Consider the following 19166-nt stretch of genomic DNA (forward strand, 5'->3'; position numbering starts at 1 on the left):
CATTTTGTGATCGTGAATATGGATGTGATGCCCCAAGCCTTTGCGTCGGGAAAAACGAGAGCGCAGGTAAAGCCGGCAAAATGCAAGGCCTCACGGTCGAGCGTTGGCGAGCGGCTGGTGCTGAACTCTGTTGCGTCTGTCGACGTTGAGGCATTGAACGCCTTCTACCGCCGGCGCGCGCACGCGGAAATCACGATCGCGGGCAGGGCGGTGCCGATTGCCGCCGTCTGGCCGGCGCCGAACCCTGCGGGCCAGCGGTGGTACACCATTGCGTTCTCCGTCGGAGACACGATGGGCAAATTGCGCCTGCCGCTTTCCGTGGTCGAAAGAGGCTTCGCCAGGGCAGACGAACTGGTCGACATGAAGCGGCTGGCCCCCGCCCACGCCGCACTGCTGCTGGAATCCGCGTTTGAAGAGGATCTCGAATGGATTGAGGCCAAGCTGGGCGACACTATCGCGCTCACCTCGGTCACACAAACAGAAGCAGTTTCGGTTTCGGGCGAGACCCCGTTGGCTTTTGTCCTGACCGACAGCCAGGAGACGATTAACTGCGTCTTGAACACGAGTGACGCCAGCCTGGCGGTTCGGATCGGCCGTCTTTTTGACGAGATCGCTAAGGCCAGACCGCCGATCCCGGCCGAATTTCCTTTGCCGATCTGCCTTCGGCGTGGCGCACTCAAAGTAACCCTTGGCGAGCTGAAAAGCCTCCAGGCTGGCGACGTGGTGCTTTTCAGGAATGAGGCGGAAGAACGCAACGCGGCACTCATCATTGCCGAGCACCTTTATGCATCGGTGGCCCTGACTGCCGCCGGGCCGCAATTGCTTGCCGCGCCGACCCCCGTCGCCGGATCCAATTGGGAGTGGACCATGAATCAGAACTCGCCGCCGTCAGTTGGCCAGACCTTGGAAGAGTCAACTCTGGACGAGTTGCCGGTTGTACTCGCTTTCGAAATCGGCCGCACGGCAATGCCTCTCGGAGAGGTGAGGCAGCTTGCGCCCGGCGCCATCGTTCCGCTCGCCGATGTAACGGAGGCGATTGTCGACATCATCGCCAGCGGTAAACGTGTTGGCAGTGGCGAGATCGTGCGGATTGGGGAAAGCCTGGGCGTGCGGATCCTTCGTATGTTCGATAATGCTTGAGAATTCGCCCAATCTCCTTGGTATTCTGATCGCCGTCGGCTTCGTCGGGTTGCTGCCTCTGGCGGTGGTCACGATGACGGGGTTCTTGAAGATTTCGGTCGTGCTGTTTCTCATCCGCAATGCACTCGGCGTCCAGCAGATGCCACCCAATCTGGTGCTGTACGGCATAGCGCTTGTGCTCACCGTCTATGTCACGACACCGTTGCTGAGCGAGATGTCTGGCCGACTTCAAGAAGGGCAAGTTCAGTTCCAGACGACCGATGACCTCGCCAGGGCAGCGCAACTGGTCAGGGAACCACTGCAGCGACACCTTATGAAATTCACTCAGCCGCAGGAGCGGCAGTTTTTTCTCGATGGAACGAGCCGCCTTTGGCCGGAACAGGCGCGGCAGAACCTGAAGGACGACGATCTCTCGATCCTTGTTCCGGCCTTTGTTGCGTCCGAGCTTACCCGAGCCTTCGAGATCGGTTTCCTGCTTTACCTTCCTTTCCTCATCATCGACATCGTTGTCGCCAATATCCTGATGACGCTCGGCATGATCATGGTCTCGCCGGTCCTTATTTCGATTCCCCTGAAACTGTTCCTTTTCGTCGCCATAGATGGCTGGTCGCGCCTGATGCATGGCCTGATCCTGAGTTACGGCTGACGACATGGCGGGTGCGCATGAACAATGACTTCATCCTGGCGAAGGTCCAAAGCGCGCTTTTGACGGTGCTGTTCGCGTCCAGCCCAGCGATCATTGCGGCACTGGCGGTCGGCATCCTCGTCGGCCTTGCCCAGGCGCTGACACAGATTCAGGACCAGTCGCTGCCGCAGACGATCAAGCTTGTCGTGATCCTGCTGGTCATCATCGTCTTAGGTCCTGTGCTTGGCCAGCAGATCGCGCAGCAGGCATCGACGGCTCTGGACGAATTCCCCGTCGTCACACGTTGAGGCACGCAGGTGCCGGTCGAACCACTCTTCGCGTCTGTCAAAGACCTTCAGGTCTATCTCTTGGCAGGCGCTTTCGCGCTCGCACGCGTGGGTGGTTTCATGCTTCTGATGCCGCTGTTTTCGCGTGTGCCGCTATCAGGGCTTCTGCGCAATGGCGTGGCATTGGCGCTGGCAGTTCCAATCTTTCCAATGGTCGTGAGCAAGCTGACGAACAGCGACATCACGACCACGATGATCGCAGCCTACATTCTCAAGGAGGTTGTGGTCGGTGTAACGCTCGGGCTGTGTATGGGGATACCGTTCTGGGCAGCAGAGGCTGCCGGTGACATCCTCGACCTGCAGCGGGGCTCTACGATGGGGACGCTGATCGACCCTATGATGACGCACGAGACGAGTGCTACCGGCACCTTGCTCGCGGTCATCATGGTCACAATCTACCTGGCTGCCGGCGGCCTGCAGCTTTCCCTGACCAGTCTCTACGAGAGCTACGGCCTGTGGCCGATCGACAGTCTTCTGCCTGTATTCAGCAAGGATGCTGCGGGAATATTTCTGCGTCTGCTGAATCGCATCATGGCGATGGCGCTGACCCTCGTTTTCCCGCTCATCATCAGCATGCTCCTGTCCGACATTGTGCTGGCTTTCCTGGCGCGGGCGTCTCCGCACCTGAATGTTTTTGCACTGTCGCTGATCGTGAAGACGCTGGTGTTCAGTCTCGTCTTTGTACTCTATGCGGCTTTCCTGCTCTTCTACATGAACCGCGATCTTGGTTTCCTGCATGAGGCAAGCCGACAGATAGAAGCGATCGGCTGCCGCGAGTGTCAATGAGAATAAATATGAGCAAAAGCTAATAAAAAGCGCCATCCTTCGCCGGCCAATAAATACGATTTATCAATGAGGAAAGATTCTGATGATTTGACAAGCGGCAGACCTGCCGATGATCTTACGCGCTCTCGACGTGTCGTTGAAACGCGCATCCGTTGGAAGCCATGGCTCGCCCGATCACTTTACCGATCTACGAGGATTTGCGAATGGTCGATGCAGGCAGATTGCGCAGACTCGTCAGGATGGGTGCCTATGAAGGGCATACAGGAGGGCTTGCGCGCGGCAAGCTCCAGGCCAACGTCGTGATTGTGCCGCGCAGCTTTGCCGCCGATTTCTATCAGTTTTGTGTCCGCAATCCGAAACCCTGCCCTTTGGTCGGTGTGAGCCGTGCGGGCAGCCCATTTCTGCCTGCGCTGGGCGATATCGATATCCGGACCGATGCACCACAGTACAGCATCTATCACTTCGGCGAGATGATCCGCCACACCACAGACATCATCGACCTGTGGCGAGATGACTTTGCGGCCTTCGCGCTCGGCAGTTCGCTCACCGTCGAGGCCGCACTTGTCGAACGAGGCGTGAAACTCCGGCGTATCGGCCGTGGAAAAACCGCCCCCAAGTTCCGCACCAAGATCGAGACGTCCCAAGTCGGACCGTTCGGTGGCGAAATGGTCGTCTCCATGCGTCCGATACGGCATAGCGAAGTCGACAAGGTTCGCGTGCTCACCGCGCGCTTTCCGCATGCGCACGGGTCTCCCATCCATGTCGGAGAGCCCACGACGGTCGGCATCCGAAATTTGATGGCTCCCGACTGGGGTGATGCTGTCGAAGTCTTGGACGGGGAGATCCCTGTATTCTGGGCGAGCAGCCTGACCGCCCAAGACGCTCTTGCTCGTGCCGAACTCGCGATCTCCATCACAGTCTCGCCGGGCCATATGCTGATCACGGACGTGGATGCACGAGCGCTGTCTTGGATTAATTTCGAAATTGGCGCGAGCTTGCAATGATCGTGCTCAAGTCGGAGCTTGCCTGATCCAACGGCTCCGAATCACTTCGACTGCAGGGCGGACGCGAGGATAGCTACCCTTTGCCGCCGGATTCTGGACCTCGCATCCGTCGCGACCTCGCCCGACTGAAGATACTCATTAGGAGGTCAATGTTGTCGGGCGACCCGTACTAAATTAGAAGATCTGGTAGCAGGAGCGCGCTGCCGCCTTTGCCATACTCACCGGAGTACCAGTTCCGGCTTCGCTGCTGCGGCTGAACGAACGGAGCCTAATCCCGGATCTTCGCGTGCCGATTTTTTACTAGCTTCCCGCCAACGACAACCCACGGGCGCGCTCGCATAGCAGGGCAAGCAATTCGCTGCGCCGCGCTTCCGGTGTGTCGACGGGCAACACGAAGCAAAGCGTCTTGTTGATGGCCCCGTTGCCGTCGCGGATGGGCGCGGCCATGCACCACGTGAAGCGGTCGGCCAGAGCAGCCGTCTCGCTGAAACCTTGCTGGCGCGCCAGAGCGACATCGCCGAAGAACTCGGCTGGCGCAATGACGCGGCCGTCGGGAAGCGTGTAGTCGCCAGGCGGAATGAAGTCCCGTATTTCCTGTTCGCTCATATGGCCGAGCAGCAGCCTTCCGGACGCCGTCCACGGTATCGGCACCTCGACTCCGACATCGCTTGAAATCCGGAACGGGCCAGGCGAGTCCCGGCAATCAAGGACGACATATTTGGTCCCGCGCAGGCCGCACAGTTGGACGGTCTCGCCCGTCTCCGCGCCTAGTCTGTCCAGGGTTTCGATGATGCGCCGGTAATGGGCATTATGATGTGAGTAGGCCCAGCCGAACAGATGCATCGCCTTTCCGAAATAGACATAGCCTTCCGTTCCGACGTTCTCGAGCATTTCGGCTTCCAGCAGGCTGTTGACGATTTCATAAGTGGTTGAACGCGGCGCGCCGATCATCTTGGCGATGTCGCCGACGCGCATCGGCGCGCGGTGCCGCAGAAGGGCCTCGAGTAGCATGATGACGCGGTCGATCCCGCGACGCCGTTCGCCATTGCGCGGCTCGGCGCCGGCTTCCGTTTCAATTAGACCAGTGACGCCATCGCTCATGTAGGCCGCACCCGCGCAAAAATCATTCGGCCCTCGTCTCAAGACGCTTGAAAGATGTCAAGGCTCAGTCTAGCATCCCATTTGTCCGATATATAGGCCTGTTGTCTGAAATATCGGACAATAACGAGCCAAGCGCAGTAAGTCCTGACGAGAAAAACGGGCGGTTTCCGATGCGGCAACCGGCGGGTTTTCTCGTCCCGACCCCGCACGTCCAAGCATAACTTCAGAAGGGAACAATCATGACGAAATCATCGTTTTTCGCATCCGCCAGTGCCCTTTGCCTCGGCCTTCTCCTCAGCCTCGGCGCCGGTTCGCAAGCCAACGCCGCCGCTAAATGCATCAAGGGCGATCGCAAAGCACCATATACGATCGGCTGGGCCAATATCTATTCAGTGCCGACCTGGATGAAGCAGACACAGGGCACGATAGAAGCCGAAGTCGAGACTTTGAAGAAGCAAGGCTTGGTCGACAAGCTCGTCGTGACCGATGCCCAGGGCGACGCCAACGTCCAGATTCAGCAGATCCAGTCGATGATCGATTCCGATGTCGATGCCATCATCCTGATCGCTGGTTCGTCGACCGCGCCGGCGCGCGTGCTGGCGGACGCCTGCGCCAAGGGCATCGCCATCATCAACTTCGACAGCCTCGTCGATACCGACCAGGTGACCGCCAAGGTCAACACCGATTCCTCACAGTGGGGCGATCAGGCGGCCAAGTTCTTGATCGACGCCATCGGCGGCAAGGGCAAGATCCTCATCCTCAATGGCCCAGCCGGCGTTTCGGTCAGCGACGACCGGCGCAAAGGCGCCGATGCCGAGCTTAAGGCCCATCCCGATGTGAAGGTGCTTGCCGAGACGAACACGCCCTACAATGTCGCGCCCGCCCAGGAGGCCGTCACCAGCCTGCTTTTCGCCAACCCCGAAATCGATGGCATCCTGTCGCTGGGCGGCGCGTTGTCGGCGGGCGCCGTGCTCGCGCTCGACAAGCAGGGCCGCGACCAGGTGCCGATCACCGGCGAGAATGCGCGCCAGTTCCTCGAACTGTGGAAGGAAAAGGGCCTGAAGAGCTGGGCGACGATGCAGCCGAACTGGCTCGGCGCCTTCGCCACCTACACCGCCGTCCAGGCACTGGAAGGCGAGGATGTGCCGGCTTTCGTCAAGATCCCGTTGCCGGTGATCGACAATTCCAACATCGACGAATACCTCGCCCGGGCGAAGGATTTCCCGGCTGACGGGTATATCTATTCGCCGTATGATGAGGATCTATTTAAGAAGCTGCTGGCCCAGAAATAAGCCTGAAGGGTTGTAGCATTGACAACCACGGCTCCGCTTCTCGCCGCGCGGGGGGTGTCGAAGTCCTTCTTCGGCAACCCCGTTCTGCGCAACGTTTCCATCGCTCTCCAGCCGGGCCGCGTGCATGCGCTGCTGGGCGAGAACGGCGCAGGTAAGTCGACACTGATCAACCTTTTGTCCGGCGCCTTGCGCCCGGACGGCGGGGCGATCGAGGTCGATGGGCGCCCGGTCTCGCGCATGACCCCCGCTAATGCGCGACAGGCCGGGATCGCTGTTGTCCAGCAGGAACTGAGCCTGACGGCCAGCTTGTCCATTGCCGAAAACATCGGGCTCGGTGCCTATCCCAAACGGTTCGGCTTGATCGACTACAACGAGCTTGCCGTCCGGGCCAAAGCCGCATGCGATCTTGTCGGGCTTTACGAACCGCTGTCTACGCCGGTGGGGCACCTGTCCCTCGGCCGCCGGCAGATGGTGGAGATCGCCAAGGCGCTTTACCGCCGGCCGCGCGTGCTCATTCTCGACGAACCCACCTCATCGCTATCGGCAACTGAGACAAAAATCCTCACCGACCTGCTGGAGAGGCTTCGGGGCGAGGGCATCGCTATTCTCTACATCTCACACCGACTGAACGAGGTGATGACGCTGTGCCAGCATGTCACCGTGCTCAAGGACGGGACCTGCACGGCGGACTGCTCGCTGGAAGGAACCGATGCCGCCGGGCTGGTACGGCTGATGGTCGGCCGCGACCCCGGCGATCTCTTTCCACGATGGCGGCCTTCGCCATCGCCGGCCGACGCCATCTCGGTTCGTAAATTTTCGGCCGGCCTGATGCGCGACGTCGATCTCGACATCAGGACGGGCGAGGTGCTTGGCATTGGCGGCCTGGTCGGGCAGGGGCAGGAAGATCTGCTGCTTGGCCTCTACGGCGCGATCCCCGCCAGGACGGTATCCGCGACGGTTAACGGTGTTTCGGGTTTGCCCCGCGGCGTGCCGAACGCCAATGCGCTCGGCCTCGCTTATGTCCCGGCTGACCGCAAGCGCGAAGGCTTGCACCTGATCCATCCCATCATCACCAATATGATGCTGCCCGCCTTCGCAAGGCTGCCGGCGCTGAAGCTGCGCAGCCGGCGTGCCGAGCGCGATATGGCAAAGGGTCTCGCCGCCCAGCTTGCCATCAAGGGCGACCTCGACCGCCCGGCGCAGGCACTCTCAGGTGGCAACCAGCAGAAGGTCGCGCTGGCGAAATGGATGCCACACGAGCCGCTTGTACTTCTCCTCAACGACCCGACGCGCGGCGTCGATGTCGAGACCAAGCGTGAGATCTACATGATGCTTCGCAAACTCGCCGCCGCCGGCAAGGCGATCGTGCTGCTCAGTTCCGACACACCCGAACTGGTGCACCTTTGCGACCGCGTCGGCGTGGTCCGCGAAGGCCGCATCGTGGCCATGCTCGAGCGCGAGGCACTGAGCGAGGAAGCCATCGTTTCCGCCGCAATGGGTGCCGAACAGCAGAAAGTTGCGGCATGAGCGCGGTTGCATCCTCAAGCCAAGCCGGCGCGCTCTACTGGCCGGTTCAGCTGCGCCGCAATGTCGGCGTGCGCAGCCTGTTCGCTGTGGTCCTGGCGTTCGTCATTGCCTACGGTTCCCTGTTTCCCGGCCTCTTGACAGCGTCCGGTTTCGCCAAATTCACCCAGAGCTGGTTTCCGCTGGCGCTGGTCGCCATGGCCCAGGCGATCCTCATGCTCACCGGCGGCATAAGCCTGGCCATCGGTGCCATGGTCAGCCTGGGCGCGGTGATCGCTGCGACGACGATGACTGGGCCGCTGGGCGTAGCCGGGGGTGCCGCTGCGGTGGCGCTGACCGGTCTCGGCATCGGTGCCGCGATCGGGTTCATCGTCGTGAAACTTCGGTTGCCGGCAATCGTGGTGACGCTCGCTGGCTCCTTCATTATCGGCGGCGCTGCCCTGCTCATCCTGCCGAGGCCGGGCGGCGCCATACCCGAGTGGCTGTCGGACCTGCTTGCCGGCAACACGCCGGCGGCATTCGTGCTGCTGGTACTCATCGTGCTTTTGTGGAAACTCTATCTCGCCACGCCGCTTGGTTTGAGCATCTATGCTGCAGGCGAAAATCCCGTCGGCGCCTACCGCTCCAGCGTGCCGGTCGACGGTGCCCGGATCGCCGCCTACGCGATTAGCGGACTGCTTTGCACAGGCGCCGGCCTGTTCATCGCCGCGCAAACGGGTTCGGGCGATCCAGTCATCGGCACGGCGTTCACGCTGAATTCCATTGCCGCCGCAGTGCTCGGCGGCATCGGTTTCCTCGGCGGCCAGGGTACCATGCGCGGCGCTCTTGCGGGCAGCCTGCTGCTCAGCCTGATGATCAGTGTCATGTTCTTCCTCGGCTTCACGCCGGTCGCCCAATATGTCGCCCAGGGCCTCATCATCATCGGGGCGGTCGCCATCCCGCAATTCCGCAAGGTGCAGCAATGACAGCACGGAAAGACAGCGTGAGCGGCAGGCGCGCCGTGACGATTCTGCGCAGCCGGCCCTTCCTTACGATCGCTATAGTTGCGGCGGTATGGATCGCGGCGAGCTTCGCTTCACCTGGCTTCGGCGCTTATGGGCATTTGCGCTATTTGGTTGAATTGGGCGCGGTGATCGGCCTGGTCGCGGCGGGCCAAACTTTCGTGGTGATTGCCGGCGGCATCGACCTTTCCGTCGCGGCGATCGTCACGGTTAGCGCTGTCAGCCTGCCGCTGCTTTCGTGGCAGGCGGATCCGACAGGGCTCACCGCCGTTCTTGCAGTTCTCACGTTGACGAGCGCAATCGGTCTGGTGAACGGGCTGGGCGTGGCGCTGTTGCGCGTTCATCCAATGATCATGACACTGGCGATGGCGACATTCCTGCAAGGTCTGCTGATCATCATCGCCGGCGGCAGTGCCGTGACCGCCGAGAACCCGCTGGTCCGCTGGCTCGGCAATGCGCGGCCGGTCGGTATTCCGGCAGGCGTGCTTTTGTGGGTGGTCATTTCAGTGATCGTTCTGACCACGATGCATGCGACATCCCTTGGCGCCCGGATATTCGCGATGGGCGCCAATCCGCTCGCCGCGGCGCTGTCCGGGGTTCCCGTCGCCTCGACCACGCTGGCGGTCTACGGCATCAGCGGCTTCTGTGCGGGACTTGCCGGTGTGTTGGTCCTCGGCATGAACGGACAAGGCTATGTCGGTATCGGCGATCCTTATCTGCTCGCCTCGATTGCCGCCGTGGTGCTTGGCGGCACCTCGATCCTCGGCGGGCTCGGCACCTATGCCGGCACCATCCCCGGCGCCATCCTGCTGGTTACGATCACGGCGCTGATCACCGTGGTCAACGCATCGCCCGGCTGGCGCAGTATCCTGTTCGGGTCGCTGATCCTGGGGCTGCTGCTTCTCTCAGGCAGAGAGCAGGCCCGCCGATGACATATCCTCCAGCCGATAAATGCGCCGTGCATTGCCGTAGAACAGTGCCGTCTGCTCGTCCGCGGAAAGCTCTCCTGCAATGGCCTTGAAGCTGTCATACACCGCATCGAACGATGCATGCAGGCCGGCGACTGGAAAGTCGCTGCCGAACATCGCGCGCCGCGTACCGAAACAGTCGATGCAATGCATGACAACCGACCTTAGGCTGTCGAGCGTCCAATCATGATCGTAGGCGACCAGATCCGATATCTTGATAGCGACGTTCTCGCGCTCCGACAAAAGCCGCAGCCCTTCGCGCCACACCCGCATCCCGTCCGCATCGCGATCGACCGGGCTGCCGCAATGGTTGAGAACAAAGAGCTGGTCCGGAAAGGCCGCTGCGAGGCGCGCCGCGCCGGTGAGCTGGCGCGGAAACACCATCAGGTCGAAAACCAGCCGGCGGCGCCCAAGCAGGGACAGGCCGGCACGCCAGGCCGGATCGTCCATGATGCCGTCGCGGGCGGCAAAACGACGGGCGGGATTCGGATCCCAGCTCAATATGTCGCGTACGCCGACGACACGGTCGAATGCCGCCTGCGCCTGGACCAGCGCCGGCGCTTGGCGGTTCGCCAGAGGTACGTGAACGACGTAACGGGCGGCCACGCCGCGCGACTTGTCGAGGGTTTCAAGCCACCGCGTTTCACCGACGCAGTCATCCCCGGCCCAACCGGCTTCAACATGGACGGTGGCGACGACACTGTGCTGGCCGGCGTCGCGCAAATAATCTTCAGGAAGGTAGTTTCGCCGCAAGGGGCCAAGCTCGCCCAGACCGCCGCGTTCGCCAGCCGTGGGCGTGAGCCAGGGATGGCGGCCGAGGCCGAGATCCCAAAGGTGATGGTGGGCATCGATGATCGGTCCGCAGTAACGCTTTGGCACGTATCTCTCTCATGGTGTGGCCGGCATCGGAAATCGATCCGGACTTCATCCTGCGAAAGCGAAAGGACTAGCATCGGATGACCGAAAACTCACCCGTACTGTCGCTCGCGACCCGTGAAAATTTCCTGCTCGACGATCGTATCCGCGGCGTGCCGCCTGGCACCCTCGGGCTGGACAGCAGCTTTGTCGCATCTGAGCGCTGGCATCCAGCGCATGGACGTATGTCGTTGCCGGTGTTGACCCTCGACGAGGAGGCCTTCATCGCCAATCGTGACCTGTTCCTGGGGTATGCGCGAGAACAGGGCGCCGTGATCGCCCCGCATGCCAAGACCCCGATGGCGCCTGACCTTGCCCGGTCGCTGATCGAGGCCGGAGCATGGGGCACGACCGTCGCCGACATAAGGCAGGCCACAGTGATGCTCAGAGCCGGGCTCTCTCGGCTGATCATCGCCAATGAGGTCGGCGGACCAGGTGGTGCGAACCGACTTGCTGTCCTTGTCGGCGCCTGGCCAAGCGCCGAGTTCTACGTTTTTGCCGACTCTTTCGACGCAGTGAATGCGCTTGCTGAAGCTTGGCGCGCCAATGCGACGCTGCCGCCATTGCGCGTGCTCGTCGAACTTGGTGTGGGGAGGGCAGGCGCCCGGACCACCGGCGAAGCCGAGGCGATCGCCGACGCGGTTGTAGCAGCCGGAGGGCGGCTGCTGATCGCCGGCGTCGCAGCCTACGAAGGTGCCGCGGCGCAAGCCGATCCTGGCCGCACCGATGAGGCGATATCCGCCCTGTTGGCAATAACAGCCGATATGTTCCTGCGGCTCCGCGCCCGCGTCGGCGGCGACACCCCGCTGATCGTCACCGCCGGCGGCTCGGTGTACTTCGACAAGGTGGTCGCAGCGCTTTCGCCCCTCGTCTCCAGGGACGGCAATGCCACGTTGGTGCTGCGCAGCGGCGCCATCTTCTTTCACGACCATGGCGTCTACGACAGGTCGCTCGGCGCACTCGATGCCCGCGACGGTTTTGCGATCGGCGGCGTCAGTGCTTCCGCACGAAATTCCTTCCAACCGGCTTTGCGCCTGTGGGCCGAGGTACTGTCGCGGCCGGAGCCCAGCCTTGCTATCTGCGGTATGGGCATGCGCGACGTGTCGTTCGACCAGGGCTTTCCGAAGGTCGTGACCATCTTTCGTGCCGGCAAGCAGCTGCCGAAAGCGCGTGCCGAGGTCTTCAAGCTCAACGACCAGCACGCCTTCCTTACAATTGCGTCGGGCGACGATATTGCCGTTGGTGACGTCGTTGAATTCGGCATCTCGCACCCCTGCACCTGTCTCGATCGCTATCGCGTGATTTTCGGCGCCGACGCGGACGGGTATGTCCGCCACGCCTTTCCCACCTATTTCGGCTGACCAGATATCGCGGCCACTTCCAAAAAAGAGAACCTCGAAAGGATCTGATATGATCAAGTACTTCCAGTCCGGCTCCCGCATGTCCCAGGCGGTCGTCTATGGCGGCCTCGTGCACATCGCAGGCCAGGTGGCAGACGACCGCAAGGCCGGCATCGAGGGTCAGACGCGCGACGTACTCTCCAAGGTCGAGGCGCTCCTCGTCGAGGCCGGCAGCAGCAAGTCGAGGCTAGTGGCGATCAACATCTTCCTGCCGCAGATCGCCGACTTCGATGCCATGAACAGCATCTACGATGCCTGGGTGGATCCTGCGCGCCTGCCGGCGCGCGCCTGTGTCGAGGCGCGTCTCGCCGATCCCGACCTCCGCATAGAGGTCACTGCGATCGCAGCTGTCTGAGCCGCCGCCATGCACACCGGCCTCAGCCATACGCTCGACTTCGACCGGGACGGCAAGACACTCGGCCATCTCAGCATTCCGTTTTCGATCGACCGTTCGCCCTATTTCCAGGTCAAGGTCCCGATCTGCCTTGTCCGCAACGGCGAGGGCCCGTCGGTGCTTCTGATGGCCGGCAATCACGGCGACGAATACGAAGGCGAGCTGTCGCTCGCAAAGCTGGTGCGCCGGCTCGATCCCAAGCGGATCAAGGGTCGCGTCACCATCCTGCCGATGGCGAACGTGCCGGCGGTGATCGCCGCAAAGCGCTGCTCGCCACTCGACGGCGGCAATCTCAACCGCGCCTTTCCGGGCGACCCGTCAGGCACGCCAACAAGCCGGCTTGCCAATTTCCTGGAGATGGAACTGTTTCCCCGCCACGACGTCATCTTCGACATTCATTCTGGCGGCACCTCGATGGAGCATCTGCCGACCGCGCTTGTCGAGCACAATACCGATCCCGACCGGCACCGGCGCGGTGTAGAGCTAATGCGGACGCTCAGCATGCCATATGGGTTCGTGGCCGACAACGGCCAGGCCTCACCGACCTCCATGGGTGCGGCGCGCCGGGCCGGCGCCATCGGCGTCAGCGGAGAGTTCGGCGGCGGTGGCACGGTCACGGTCGATACGATGGAGATTACAGCCCGCGCACTCGACGCCCTGATGGCCGCCTTGGGAGTGGTTGAGGCGCCGGTTCTTGCACCCGCAACCGGGCCTTCGGCGCCGACGCGGCTTCTTTCGTTGTCTCGGCACAGTCAGGGCCTTTATGCCACAAGCCGTGGTTGGTTCGAGCCGGCAGTCAGGCTGGGCGACAGCGTGACTTCAGGCCAACTGGCGGGCTGGTACCACGACCTCGAACGGCTCGACCTCGCCGAGCAAGCCCTGCACTTTGTCGAAAGCGGCATTGTGCTTTCGCGGCGGCTGCACACGATGTGCGAGGCGGGAGACTGCCTCATGCAGGTCGCCGAGCCGGTCGACTGATAAGAAGCCCTCCCGACCATACGCCAATATCGGGATCAAGACTGAGGATAACCGGATGCAACTGTCCATGTGGACCTATCCTTGGGATGTCCAGGATCTGGGCTTGGAGACGGTCGAGCGCGATCTTGTCGAGCGTGCCGGGCTCAACATGATCAGTCTGGCGACTTCCTATCACGCTGGCCGGTTCCTGCAGCCGCGCAGCCCGCGCCGGAAAGCCTATTTTCCGGAAGACGGAACCATCTATTTTAAGCCAGATGCGGCACACTGGGCCGACCTTGCCATCCAGCCCAAGGTGGCGGACGTGATCATGGAAGGCGGCGATGTGCTTGGCGACCTTGTGCGCCGGCGCGAGGTGGGCGGGCTCGGCGTTTCGTGCTGGACGGTCTGCTTGCACAACACCCGGCTCGGCATGCTTCATCCGCAGGCCGTAACCCGCAACGCCTTCGGCGATGCCAACTACTACAATCTCTGCCCATCACATCCGGAAGCACGCGCTTATGTCCGCGCGCTGATCGCCGATATCTCGCACAGCTACAGGCCGGACCGGATCGAGCTTGAAAGCCCGTCCTTCATGGGCTTCGCCCACGAATACCATCATGAGAAAGATGGTGTCGGGCTGACGCCGGAAGACGATTTTCTGTTGTCGATCTGTTTCTGTCCGTCTTGCCTTGCGCGCGCGGCCGAGGCCGGCGTCGACGGCGAAGTAGCGCGCAAGCTCGTCGGGCAATGGATCGTCGAGACCTGCGAGCGCGCCGTGCCCGAACGGCGCTTTCCAGACTTTCCGGGGAGCGGCCTCGACACTTTTTTGCCATGGCCGGAACTCCATGGCTACCTGCTGTGGCGGTTCGAACCGGTGACCAGCCTGGTCGCCGAACTGCGCGAGGTGGCCAATCCGGCGACCCGCGTTGTCATCATCGATTTGAAAGACGGTTGGCTTGGCGGCTGCGATCTCGCGGCGCTCGGCAAGGTCTGTGACGGGGCAATCCTGTGTGCCTACGACATGCAGCCAGGCGATGTCGCCAGCCTGATGGCGGCCGGACGCGCAGCCCTTGGCGTGGAAAAGTTCCTCGGCGCCGGCTACCGGCTGTTCTATCCGGAAATGGCAGGCCCCGACATCCTCACCGCCAAGGTGAAAGCTGCGATGGCGCCGGATGTCGACGGCATCAATTTTTACAATTATGGCCTTGTCCCTGCCGCACGACTCGATTGGGTGAGTGCCGCAACATCCGTTTGAAAAACCGATCCGTTGCCGCAGTCTGCTAGGACTGACCTCACTTTGCCTTGGAGCTTTATGAGCATGCCGACTATTCGCTTCGGTCACATTGGCCGGCGGCGGCCGGACAAGCTGAAAGCATGGCCATGACGGTCCATGCGGATCGAAGATCATACGCCCGACCATATTTGCTGCATATACGCTTCCGAGTATACAGAGTTTGATACGGAAGAGCGTATATTGAAATTTATCTGCGCGAGCGTATAATACCATGGCCAGAGAGGTACGCTGTGGACCAAATCGCCCGAACACCCAAGCAGATTGGAGATGCCGTCCGCCGGCAGCGTCGCAAGCTCCGCCTGAACCAGACCAATGTCGGGGACCAAACGATGCTGCGTCAGGCGACCATCTCGGCCGTCGAGAGTGGCGCGCCTGGGACCCAGCTCGGAACGCTTTGCGACATTCTCGCAGCGCTCGACCTCGAATTCGTCGTCCGCCCTCGGACCAAGGCAAAGCCGGCCGAGATCGAGGACATCTTCTGATGGCTCGTCCGCGGCGGCACATCCCGCTAAATATCTTCTTGAACAGCCGTCTCGTCGGGCGGCTGAATAGACAATCCAGCGGCGCGATCGATTTTCAGTACGATCCGTCTTGGCTTGCTTGGGAGCACGCGCTGCCCGTCTCGCTATCACTGCCTCTGCGTGAAGATCGTTATATCGGTGCGCCCGTCATCGCCGTCTTCGACAATCTCCTGCCCGACAACATCCCCATTCGCCGCCGTATGGCGGAGCGTGTTCATGCTCAAGGAATAGACGCCTACGACCTGCTTGCCGCTGTCGGACGCGATTGTGTCGGCGCATTGCAATTCCTGCCGGATGGTGTCGAGCCAGGCCCCGCTGGTATTGTCAACGGCAAACCCGTTGACGATACCGAGATTGCCCATCTTCTCCGCGATCTGGCATCGGCTCCCCTTGGGCTTGGCGAGGACGAGGACTTCCGGATCTCGATCGCTGGCGCTCAGGAAAAGACTGCGCTCTTGTTCTGGAAAGGACGTTGGTACAAGCCGCTGGCGACGACTGCCACGACGCACATCCTCAAACCACAGATTGGACGGTTGCCAAATGGCATCGACCTTTCCTTCAGTGTCGAGAACGAATTTTTCTGCCTCAAGCTGACAACCGCCCTAGGGCTCCCGAGCGCCGTCGTCGCAATCGAGGAGTTCGAAGGCAATCGCGTGCTCGCGGTCGAGCGGTTCGATCGCCGATGGACCAGTGACAATCGTCTCCTGCGTTTGCCCCAGGAAGACTGCTGCCAGGCCCTTTCTGTGCCGCCGTCACTGAAATACGAATCCGACGGCGGGCCTGGCGTTCCGGCTATCCTCAATTTGATGAAGGGAAGCGACCAACCGGAGGTAGATCAAGCTGCGGTTTTAAAAGCCGTGGTTGCCTTTTGGCTTCTCGGCGCCACAGATGGGCACGCCAAGAATTTTAGCGTCTTTCTTTCTCCCGGCGGCCGGTTCCGCATAACGCCGCTCTATGATGTGATTTCAGCGCAGCCCAGCCTTGATGCGGGACAGATCAAGCACAACAAAATGAAACTGGCGATGGCCATTGGTGACACACGCCACTACCTCGTCGACAGCGTCATGCCACGCCATTTTATCCAGACCGCCGCCAAAGCAGGGATCGGTCCGAAACCCGTCAAGGCGATCTTTGATGAGCTGCGCCAACAGGCGCTAGCGGCGGTCGAACTGGTTTCTGCATCGCTCCCAAAGGATTTTCCTGCGGAAGTCGCTGATGCCATCGGCAATGGGGTCAGGGCTCGTGTACGCAGACTGGAAGAGGCGTGATGCTGAAAGTCGAGACGCAACCAGACTGATGTCGCCATTGCGACAACGTTCAAATGGTCTTCTTCAGCAGCAGCAGCATCCCGGCGGCCACGGCCGCCGCTGCGTCGTCCAGCATGATGCCGAACCCACCCCTTACCTTCTCATGCGCGATAGGATGGGCCAAGGTTGACCACGTCAAAAAAACCGGAAAGCAAGGAACCTGCCGATTACCAGAGCGGCTCGAGCGGCAGCATGGAAAGTGTGACGCGGCGCTACCCGATCCTAGCCAGTGCCTTTCTGGGATAGGATCAACTCACGGATTTGCCAGCCTGTAACTTTCTTACGAGGCCGATCAACTGATCCAGATCAGCGCGTGGAAGCGCAAGTATCTCGGGCGGGGGCTTGTGATATTCCCTTGTCAATTCCTCAATGGTTGCAGCACCCTTGGCCGTAAGCTTGACAAGTTTGACACGGCGATCGCTTGGCGACGGAACACGTGCGGCGAGCCCCGCCTGCTCAAGCCGGTCGACCAGCCAGGTCGCCGTCGATGGATCGCACTGCCATTGAGCAGCCAATGCGCCGATCGGCTTGCCCGCGTCTTTGTCGAGGGTGAAGAGGGCGCGGGAGTCGTTGGGCGTCAGGCCCAATTTCCGCTGGATCTCCAACCGGTCCGGCGCGGACCGGATCAGGAAATCAAACATCAGGCGCCATGCCTCGGTGGCGTGCTGCAAGCGATCTTGGCTCGGTCTCATTCCACGCTCCTTCGAGTCTTGACACATACTTGGACCAATCATATGATTTGATCAATCAAAATGTTTTTGTGGTCAAAGCAATGAGAGGAGATCCGAGATGACCAATACCACGGTTCTCGTCGTCGGAGGCGGCCTGAACGGTCTGACGGCGGCCGCCCTATTGGCTCACAACGACATTGCGTGTGTCCTCGTCGAGCGTCATCCCGACACGTCAATCCAGTACAAGTTTGCCGGCATCTCCCCGCGCAGCATGGAGATTTTCCGAAGCCTCGGCCTCGAGGAGGAGATTCGTACAAATCGGACGGGGGACCAGCAGGCAGGCGCTATTGCGCGCGCCAGGAATCTCGCCGATCCGGAGATTCAATGGGGCGGACCGGCGTGGCCGGATGCAAGTGCCCTCAGCCCCACGCAACCGGCGACGTGTGATCAGCACGTCCTGGAACCGATTCTGCGCCGCTACGCCGAGCGGAACGGTGCAGACGTGCGTTTTAGCACGGAGCTGGTGACTTTCGATGAGGACGAGACCGTCGTCCGCGCGGAAATTCGCGATATCGCGACTTACGCAAAGGAGGTCATCTCGGCCGACTATCTGATCGTCGCGGACGGTGCGAACGGTTCCCTGCGAGAGAGGCTGGAGATCAGCCGCAGCGGGGCAGGCGGCCTTCAGAACTGGATGAATGTAGTCTTTGACATGGACATGCCTCCGACGATAGGCGGCAAGCGCTTCACGTCGTGCTTCGTGACGGACCTCAACGGGACCTTCACGCCCAGGGAGGGTGGACGATGGCTTCTGGCGCTCCAGTACTTTCCCGAAAAGGGCGAGAAACCACAGGATTTTGATGAAGCCAAGTGCAGGGAACTGATCATACGAGGTGCGGGCCGGTCGGACATCACGACGAGGCTTGTCGATGCGCGCTCCTGGGAAGTGGCCGCCCTCACAGCGCGCCAATTCCGCCGAGGCCGCGCGTTTCTTGTGGGGGATGCCGCACATGTGATGCCCCCAACAGGCGCTTTCGGTGGCAATTCAGGTATCCACGACGCCCATAACCTTGCCTGGAAGCTTGCGATGGTAGCACGCGGGCATGCCGATCCCTCGTTGCTGGATAGCTATGACATGGAGCGCCGGCCGGTCATCGAGGCTACGTTGGCGCAAGCGCTCGCCCGCCTACAGAAATGGTTCGACGATCCGTCGAAGCGGTTGCCTCCTCCTGTTGCGATCGTCGAGGATTACGACGTGGTATTTGGCCAACGCTACACTGCAGGCATCGTGGCTCGGGAATCCACACCGGACGATCACCCGTTCCAAAAATCCGTCGAGCTGTCGGGTCGCCCTGGCACGCGTTTACCGCATTTCGCGGTCGGGCGCGCCGGCCAGCGGATTTCGAGTCTCGATTTGTGCGATCGCGATCTTCTTCTCCTCTGCGCCGACGAAGCATGGTGTCAGGCCGCTGACGCCGTAAGCCAACGCCTCCGTATGCCGCTGACCTGCCACGCCTTGGGTGCCAATGGGGATCTGATTGACTTGGACCATCGGTGGCCTTCCGCGCTCGGGGTTGAAAGCGGCGGTGCCGCCTTGGTCAGGCCGGACGGCTTTGTCGCGTGGCGGTCAATGCACGGTGTGCCTGATCGCGTACAGGTGCTGATCGAAACACTTGATGGGTTTGGTTTCCGTACTCAGGCACACGAACACCATCGGTGAGCGGCGGCGAGTGCGGATGCCTCCTGCGTTCTGGCACGCCGATGTCGTCGCCGGGAATGCGGGCGATGCCAGGGCGCAGACGGCCAGCGCACGAAGCCCGGCCGCTACGACTCCCTTGCCGATCCCATCGCCTGGAATGGCCGCGATCCTGTGGCTTCGCATCGGTCCGGTCTTCCCTTGTGGCGCTAAACTCCGATGG

The 19166-nt window shown here is 61.4% G+C and carries 19 protein-coding genes; 16 read left to right on the forward strand and 3 right to left on the reverse strand.

Annotated elements, in window-relative coordinates; translation table 11 throughout:
- Positions 1 to 18 precede the first annotated feature (18 nt).
- The 5 genes from sctQ to NKI58_RS16460 all read left to right on the forward strand — a co-directional run bounded on the left by sctQ (position 19) and on the right by NKI58_RS16460 (position 3902).
- Positions 19 to 1140: a type III secretion system cytoplasmic ring protein SctQ gene (gene sctQ / locus NKI58_RS16440; protein ID WP_352591466.1), complete on the forward strand. Its 1122-nt coding sequence runs from the start codon at positions 19 to 21 to the stop codon at positions 1138 to 1140.
- Entirely contained in the window at positions 1133 to 1786 is a 654-nt protein-coding gene (gene sctR, locus NKI58_RS16445) for a type III secretion system export apparatus subunit SctR (RefSeq protein ID WP_352454246.1), read from the forward strand. Before sctQ ends, sctR begins: the two co-directional genes overlap by 8 nt.
- 17 nt (positions 1787 to 1803) lie before the next feature.
- A complete protein-coding gene (locus NKI58_RS16450; RefSeq protein ID WP_352454247.1) occupies positions 1804 to 2073 on the forward strand; it encodes an EscS/YscS/HrcS family type III secretion system export apparatus protein in 270 nt (89 codons plus the stop codon).
- A 9-nt stretch (positions 2074 to 2082) separates the two neighbouring features.
- Positions 2083 to 2898, forward strand: a complete 816-nt coding sequence (gene sctT / locus NKI58_RS16455) for a type III secretion system export apparatus subunit SctT (RefSeq protein WP_352591469.1) — start codon at positions 2083 to 2085, stop codon at positions 2896 to 2898.
- 161 nt (positions 2899 to 3059) lie between these two features.
- Positions 3060 to 3902 carry a D-glutamate cyclase family protein gene (locus NKI58_RS16460; protein ID WP_352591472.1) on the forward strand — a complete coding sequence of 281 codons (843 nt, stop codon included), beginning with the start codon at positions 3060 to 3062 and terminating at the stop codon, positions 3900 to 3902.
- A gap of 300 nt (positions 3903 to 4202) precedes the next feature.
- On the opposite strand, the gene NKI58_RS16465 is transcribed toward NKI58_RS16460, so the two are convergent.
- The gene (locus NKI58_RS16465) at positions 4203 to 5003 is read right to left on the reverse strand and encodes an IclR family transcriptional regulator (RefSeq protein ID WP_352591475.1); all 801 of its coding nucleotides are present in this window, start codon (positions 5001 to 5003) and stop codon (positions 4203 to 4205) included.
- A gap of 239 nt (positions 5004 to 5242) precedes the next feature.
- Between NKI58_RS16465 and NKI58_RS16470 the strand changes: the two genes are divergently transcribed.
- Genes NKI58_RS16470 through NKI58_RS16485 form a run of 4 tightly spaced genes read left to right on the forward strand, consistent with a single transcriptional unit; the run spans position 5243 to position 9752 of the window.
- On the forward strand, positions 5243 to 6295 hold the full coding sequence (locus NKI58_RS16470; protein ID WP_352470927.1) for an ABC transporter substrate-binding protein: 1053 nt from the start codon (positions 5243 to 5245) through the stop codon (positions 6293 to 6295).
- 18 nt (positions 6296 to 6313) lie between these two features.
- Positions 6314 to 7822, forward strand: a complete 1509-nt coding sequence (locus tag NKI58_RS16475) for a sugar ABC transporter ATP-binding protein (protein ID WP_352591478.1) — start codon at positions 6314 to 6316, stop codon at positions 7820 to 7822.
- Positions 7819 to 8784 carry an ABC transporter permease gene (locus NKI58_RS16480; protein WP_352591481.1) on the forward strand — a complete coding sequence of 322 codons (966 nt, stop codon included), beginning with the start codon at positions 7819 to 7821 and terminating at the stop codon, positions 8782 to 8784. Before NKI58_RS16475 ends, NKI58_RS16480 begins: the two co-directional genes overlap by 4 nt.
- The gene (locus NKI58_RS16485) at positions 8781 to 9752 is read left to right on the forward strand and encodes an ABC transporter permease (RefSeq protein ID WP_352449116.1); all 972 of its coding nucleotides are present in this window, start codon (positions 8781 to 8783) and stop codon (positions 9750 to 9752) included. The genes NKI58_RS16480 and NKI58_RS16485 overlap by 4 nt, the downstream gene beginning before the upstream one ends.
- On the opposite strand, the gene NKI58_RS16490 is transcribed toward NKI58_RS16485, so the two are convergent.
- Positions 9726 to 10667, reverse strand: a complete 942-nt coding sequence (locus NKI58_RS16490; RefSeq protein ID WP_352591485.1) for an amidohydrolase family protein — start codon at positions 10665 to 10667, stop codon at positions 9726 to 9728. The genes NKI58_RS16485 and NKI58_RS16490 overlap by 27 nt on opposite strands.
- Before the next feature lie 77 nt (positions 10668 to 10744).
- Between NKI58_RS16490 and NKI58_RS16495 the strand changes: the two genes are divergently transcribed.
- The 6 genes from NKI58_RS16495 (at position 10745) to NKI58_RS16520 (ending at position 16537) form a co-directional block, all read left to right on the forward strand.
- Complete coding sequence (locus NKI58_RS16495) at positions 10745 to 12064, forward strand: alanine racemase (RefSeq protein WP_352826699.1); 1320 nt, start codon at positions 10745 to 10747, stop codon at positions 12062 to 12064.
- 49 nt (positions 12065 to 12113) lie between these two features.
- On the forward strand, positions 12114 to 12458 hold the full coding sequence (locus NKI58_RS16500) for a RidA family protein (RefSeq protein ID WP_352591491.1): 345 nt from the start codon (positions 12114 to 12116) through the stop codon (positions 12456 to 12458).
- Between the two features lie 9 nt (positions 12459 to 12467).
- Positions 12468 to 13475 carry a succinylglutamate desuccinylase/aspartoacylase family protein gene (locus NKI58_RS16505; protein WP_352576835.1) on the forward strand — a complete coding sequence of 336 codons (1008 nt, stop codon included), beginning with the start codon at positions 12468 to 12470 and terminating at the stop codon, positions 13473 to 13475.
- 55 nt (positions 13476 to 13530) lie between these two features.
- Positions 13531 to 14709: a hypothetical protein gene (locus NKI58_RS16510; protein ID WP_352826697.1), complete on the forward strand. Its 1179-nt coding sequence runs from the start codon at positions 13531 to 13533 to the stop codon at positions 14707 to 14709.
- A 368-nt stretch (positions 14710 to 15077) separates the two neighbouring features.
- Positions 15078 to 15230, forward strand: a complete 153-nt coding sequence (locus NKI58_RS35565) for a helix-turn-helix domain-containing protein (RefSeq protein ID WP_502896956.1) — start codon at positions 15078 to 15080, stop codon at positions 15228 to 15230.
- Positions 15230 to 16537, forward strand: coding sequence for a type II toxin-antitoxin system HipA family toxin (locus NKI58_RS16520; RefSeq protein ID WP_352591498.1), 1308 nt, complete (start codon positions 15230 to 15232; stop codon positions 16535 to 16537). The genes NKI58_RS35565 and NKI58_RS16520 overlap by 1 nt, the downstream gene beginning before the upstream one ends.
- Before the next feature lie 287 nt (positions 16538 to 16824).
- Here NKI58_RS16520 and NKI58_RS16525 read toward each other — a convergent pair whose 3' ends face one another.
- Positions 16825 to 17268 (reverse strand): MarR family winged helix-turn-helix transcriptional regulator, encoded by a 444-nt coding sequence (locus tag NKI58_RS16525; protein WP_352591501.1) that lies wholly within the window; start codon positions 17266 to 17268, stop codon positions 16825 to 16827.
- A gap of 97 nt (positions 17269 to 17365) precedes the next feature.
- Between NKI58_RS16525 and NKI58_RS16530 the strand changes: the two genes are divergently transcribed.
- Complete coding sequence (locus tag NKI58_RS16530) at positions 17366 to 18967, forward strand: FAD-dependent monooxygenase (RefSeq protein WP_352591504.1); 1602 nt, start codon at positions 17366 to 17368, stop codon at positions 18965 to 18967.
- Positions 18968 to 19166: the final 199 nt, after the last annotated feature.

Origin of the sequence: Mesorhizobium sp. M0522, assembly GCF_040321085.1 — a bacterium.
Taxonomy (GTDB): Bacteria; Pseudomonadota; Alphaproteobacteria; order Rhizobiales; family Rhizobiaceae; genus Mesorhizobium.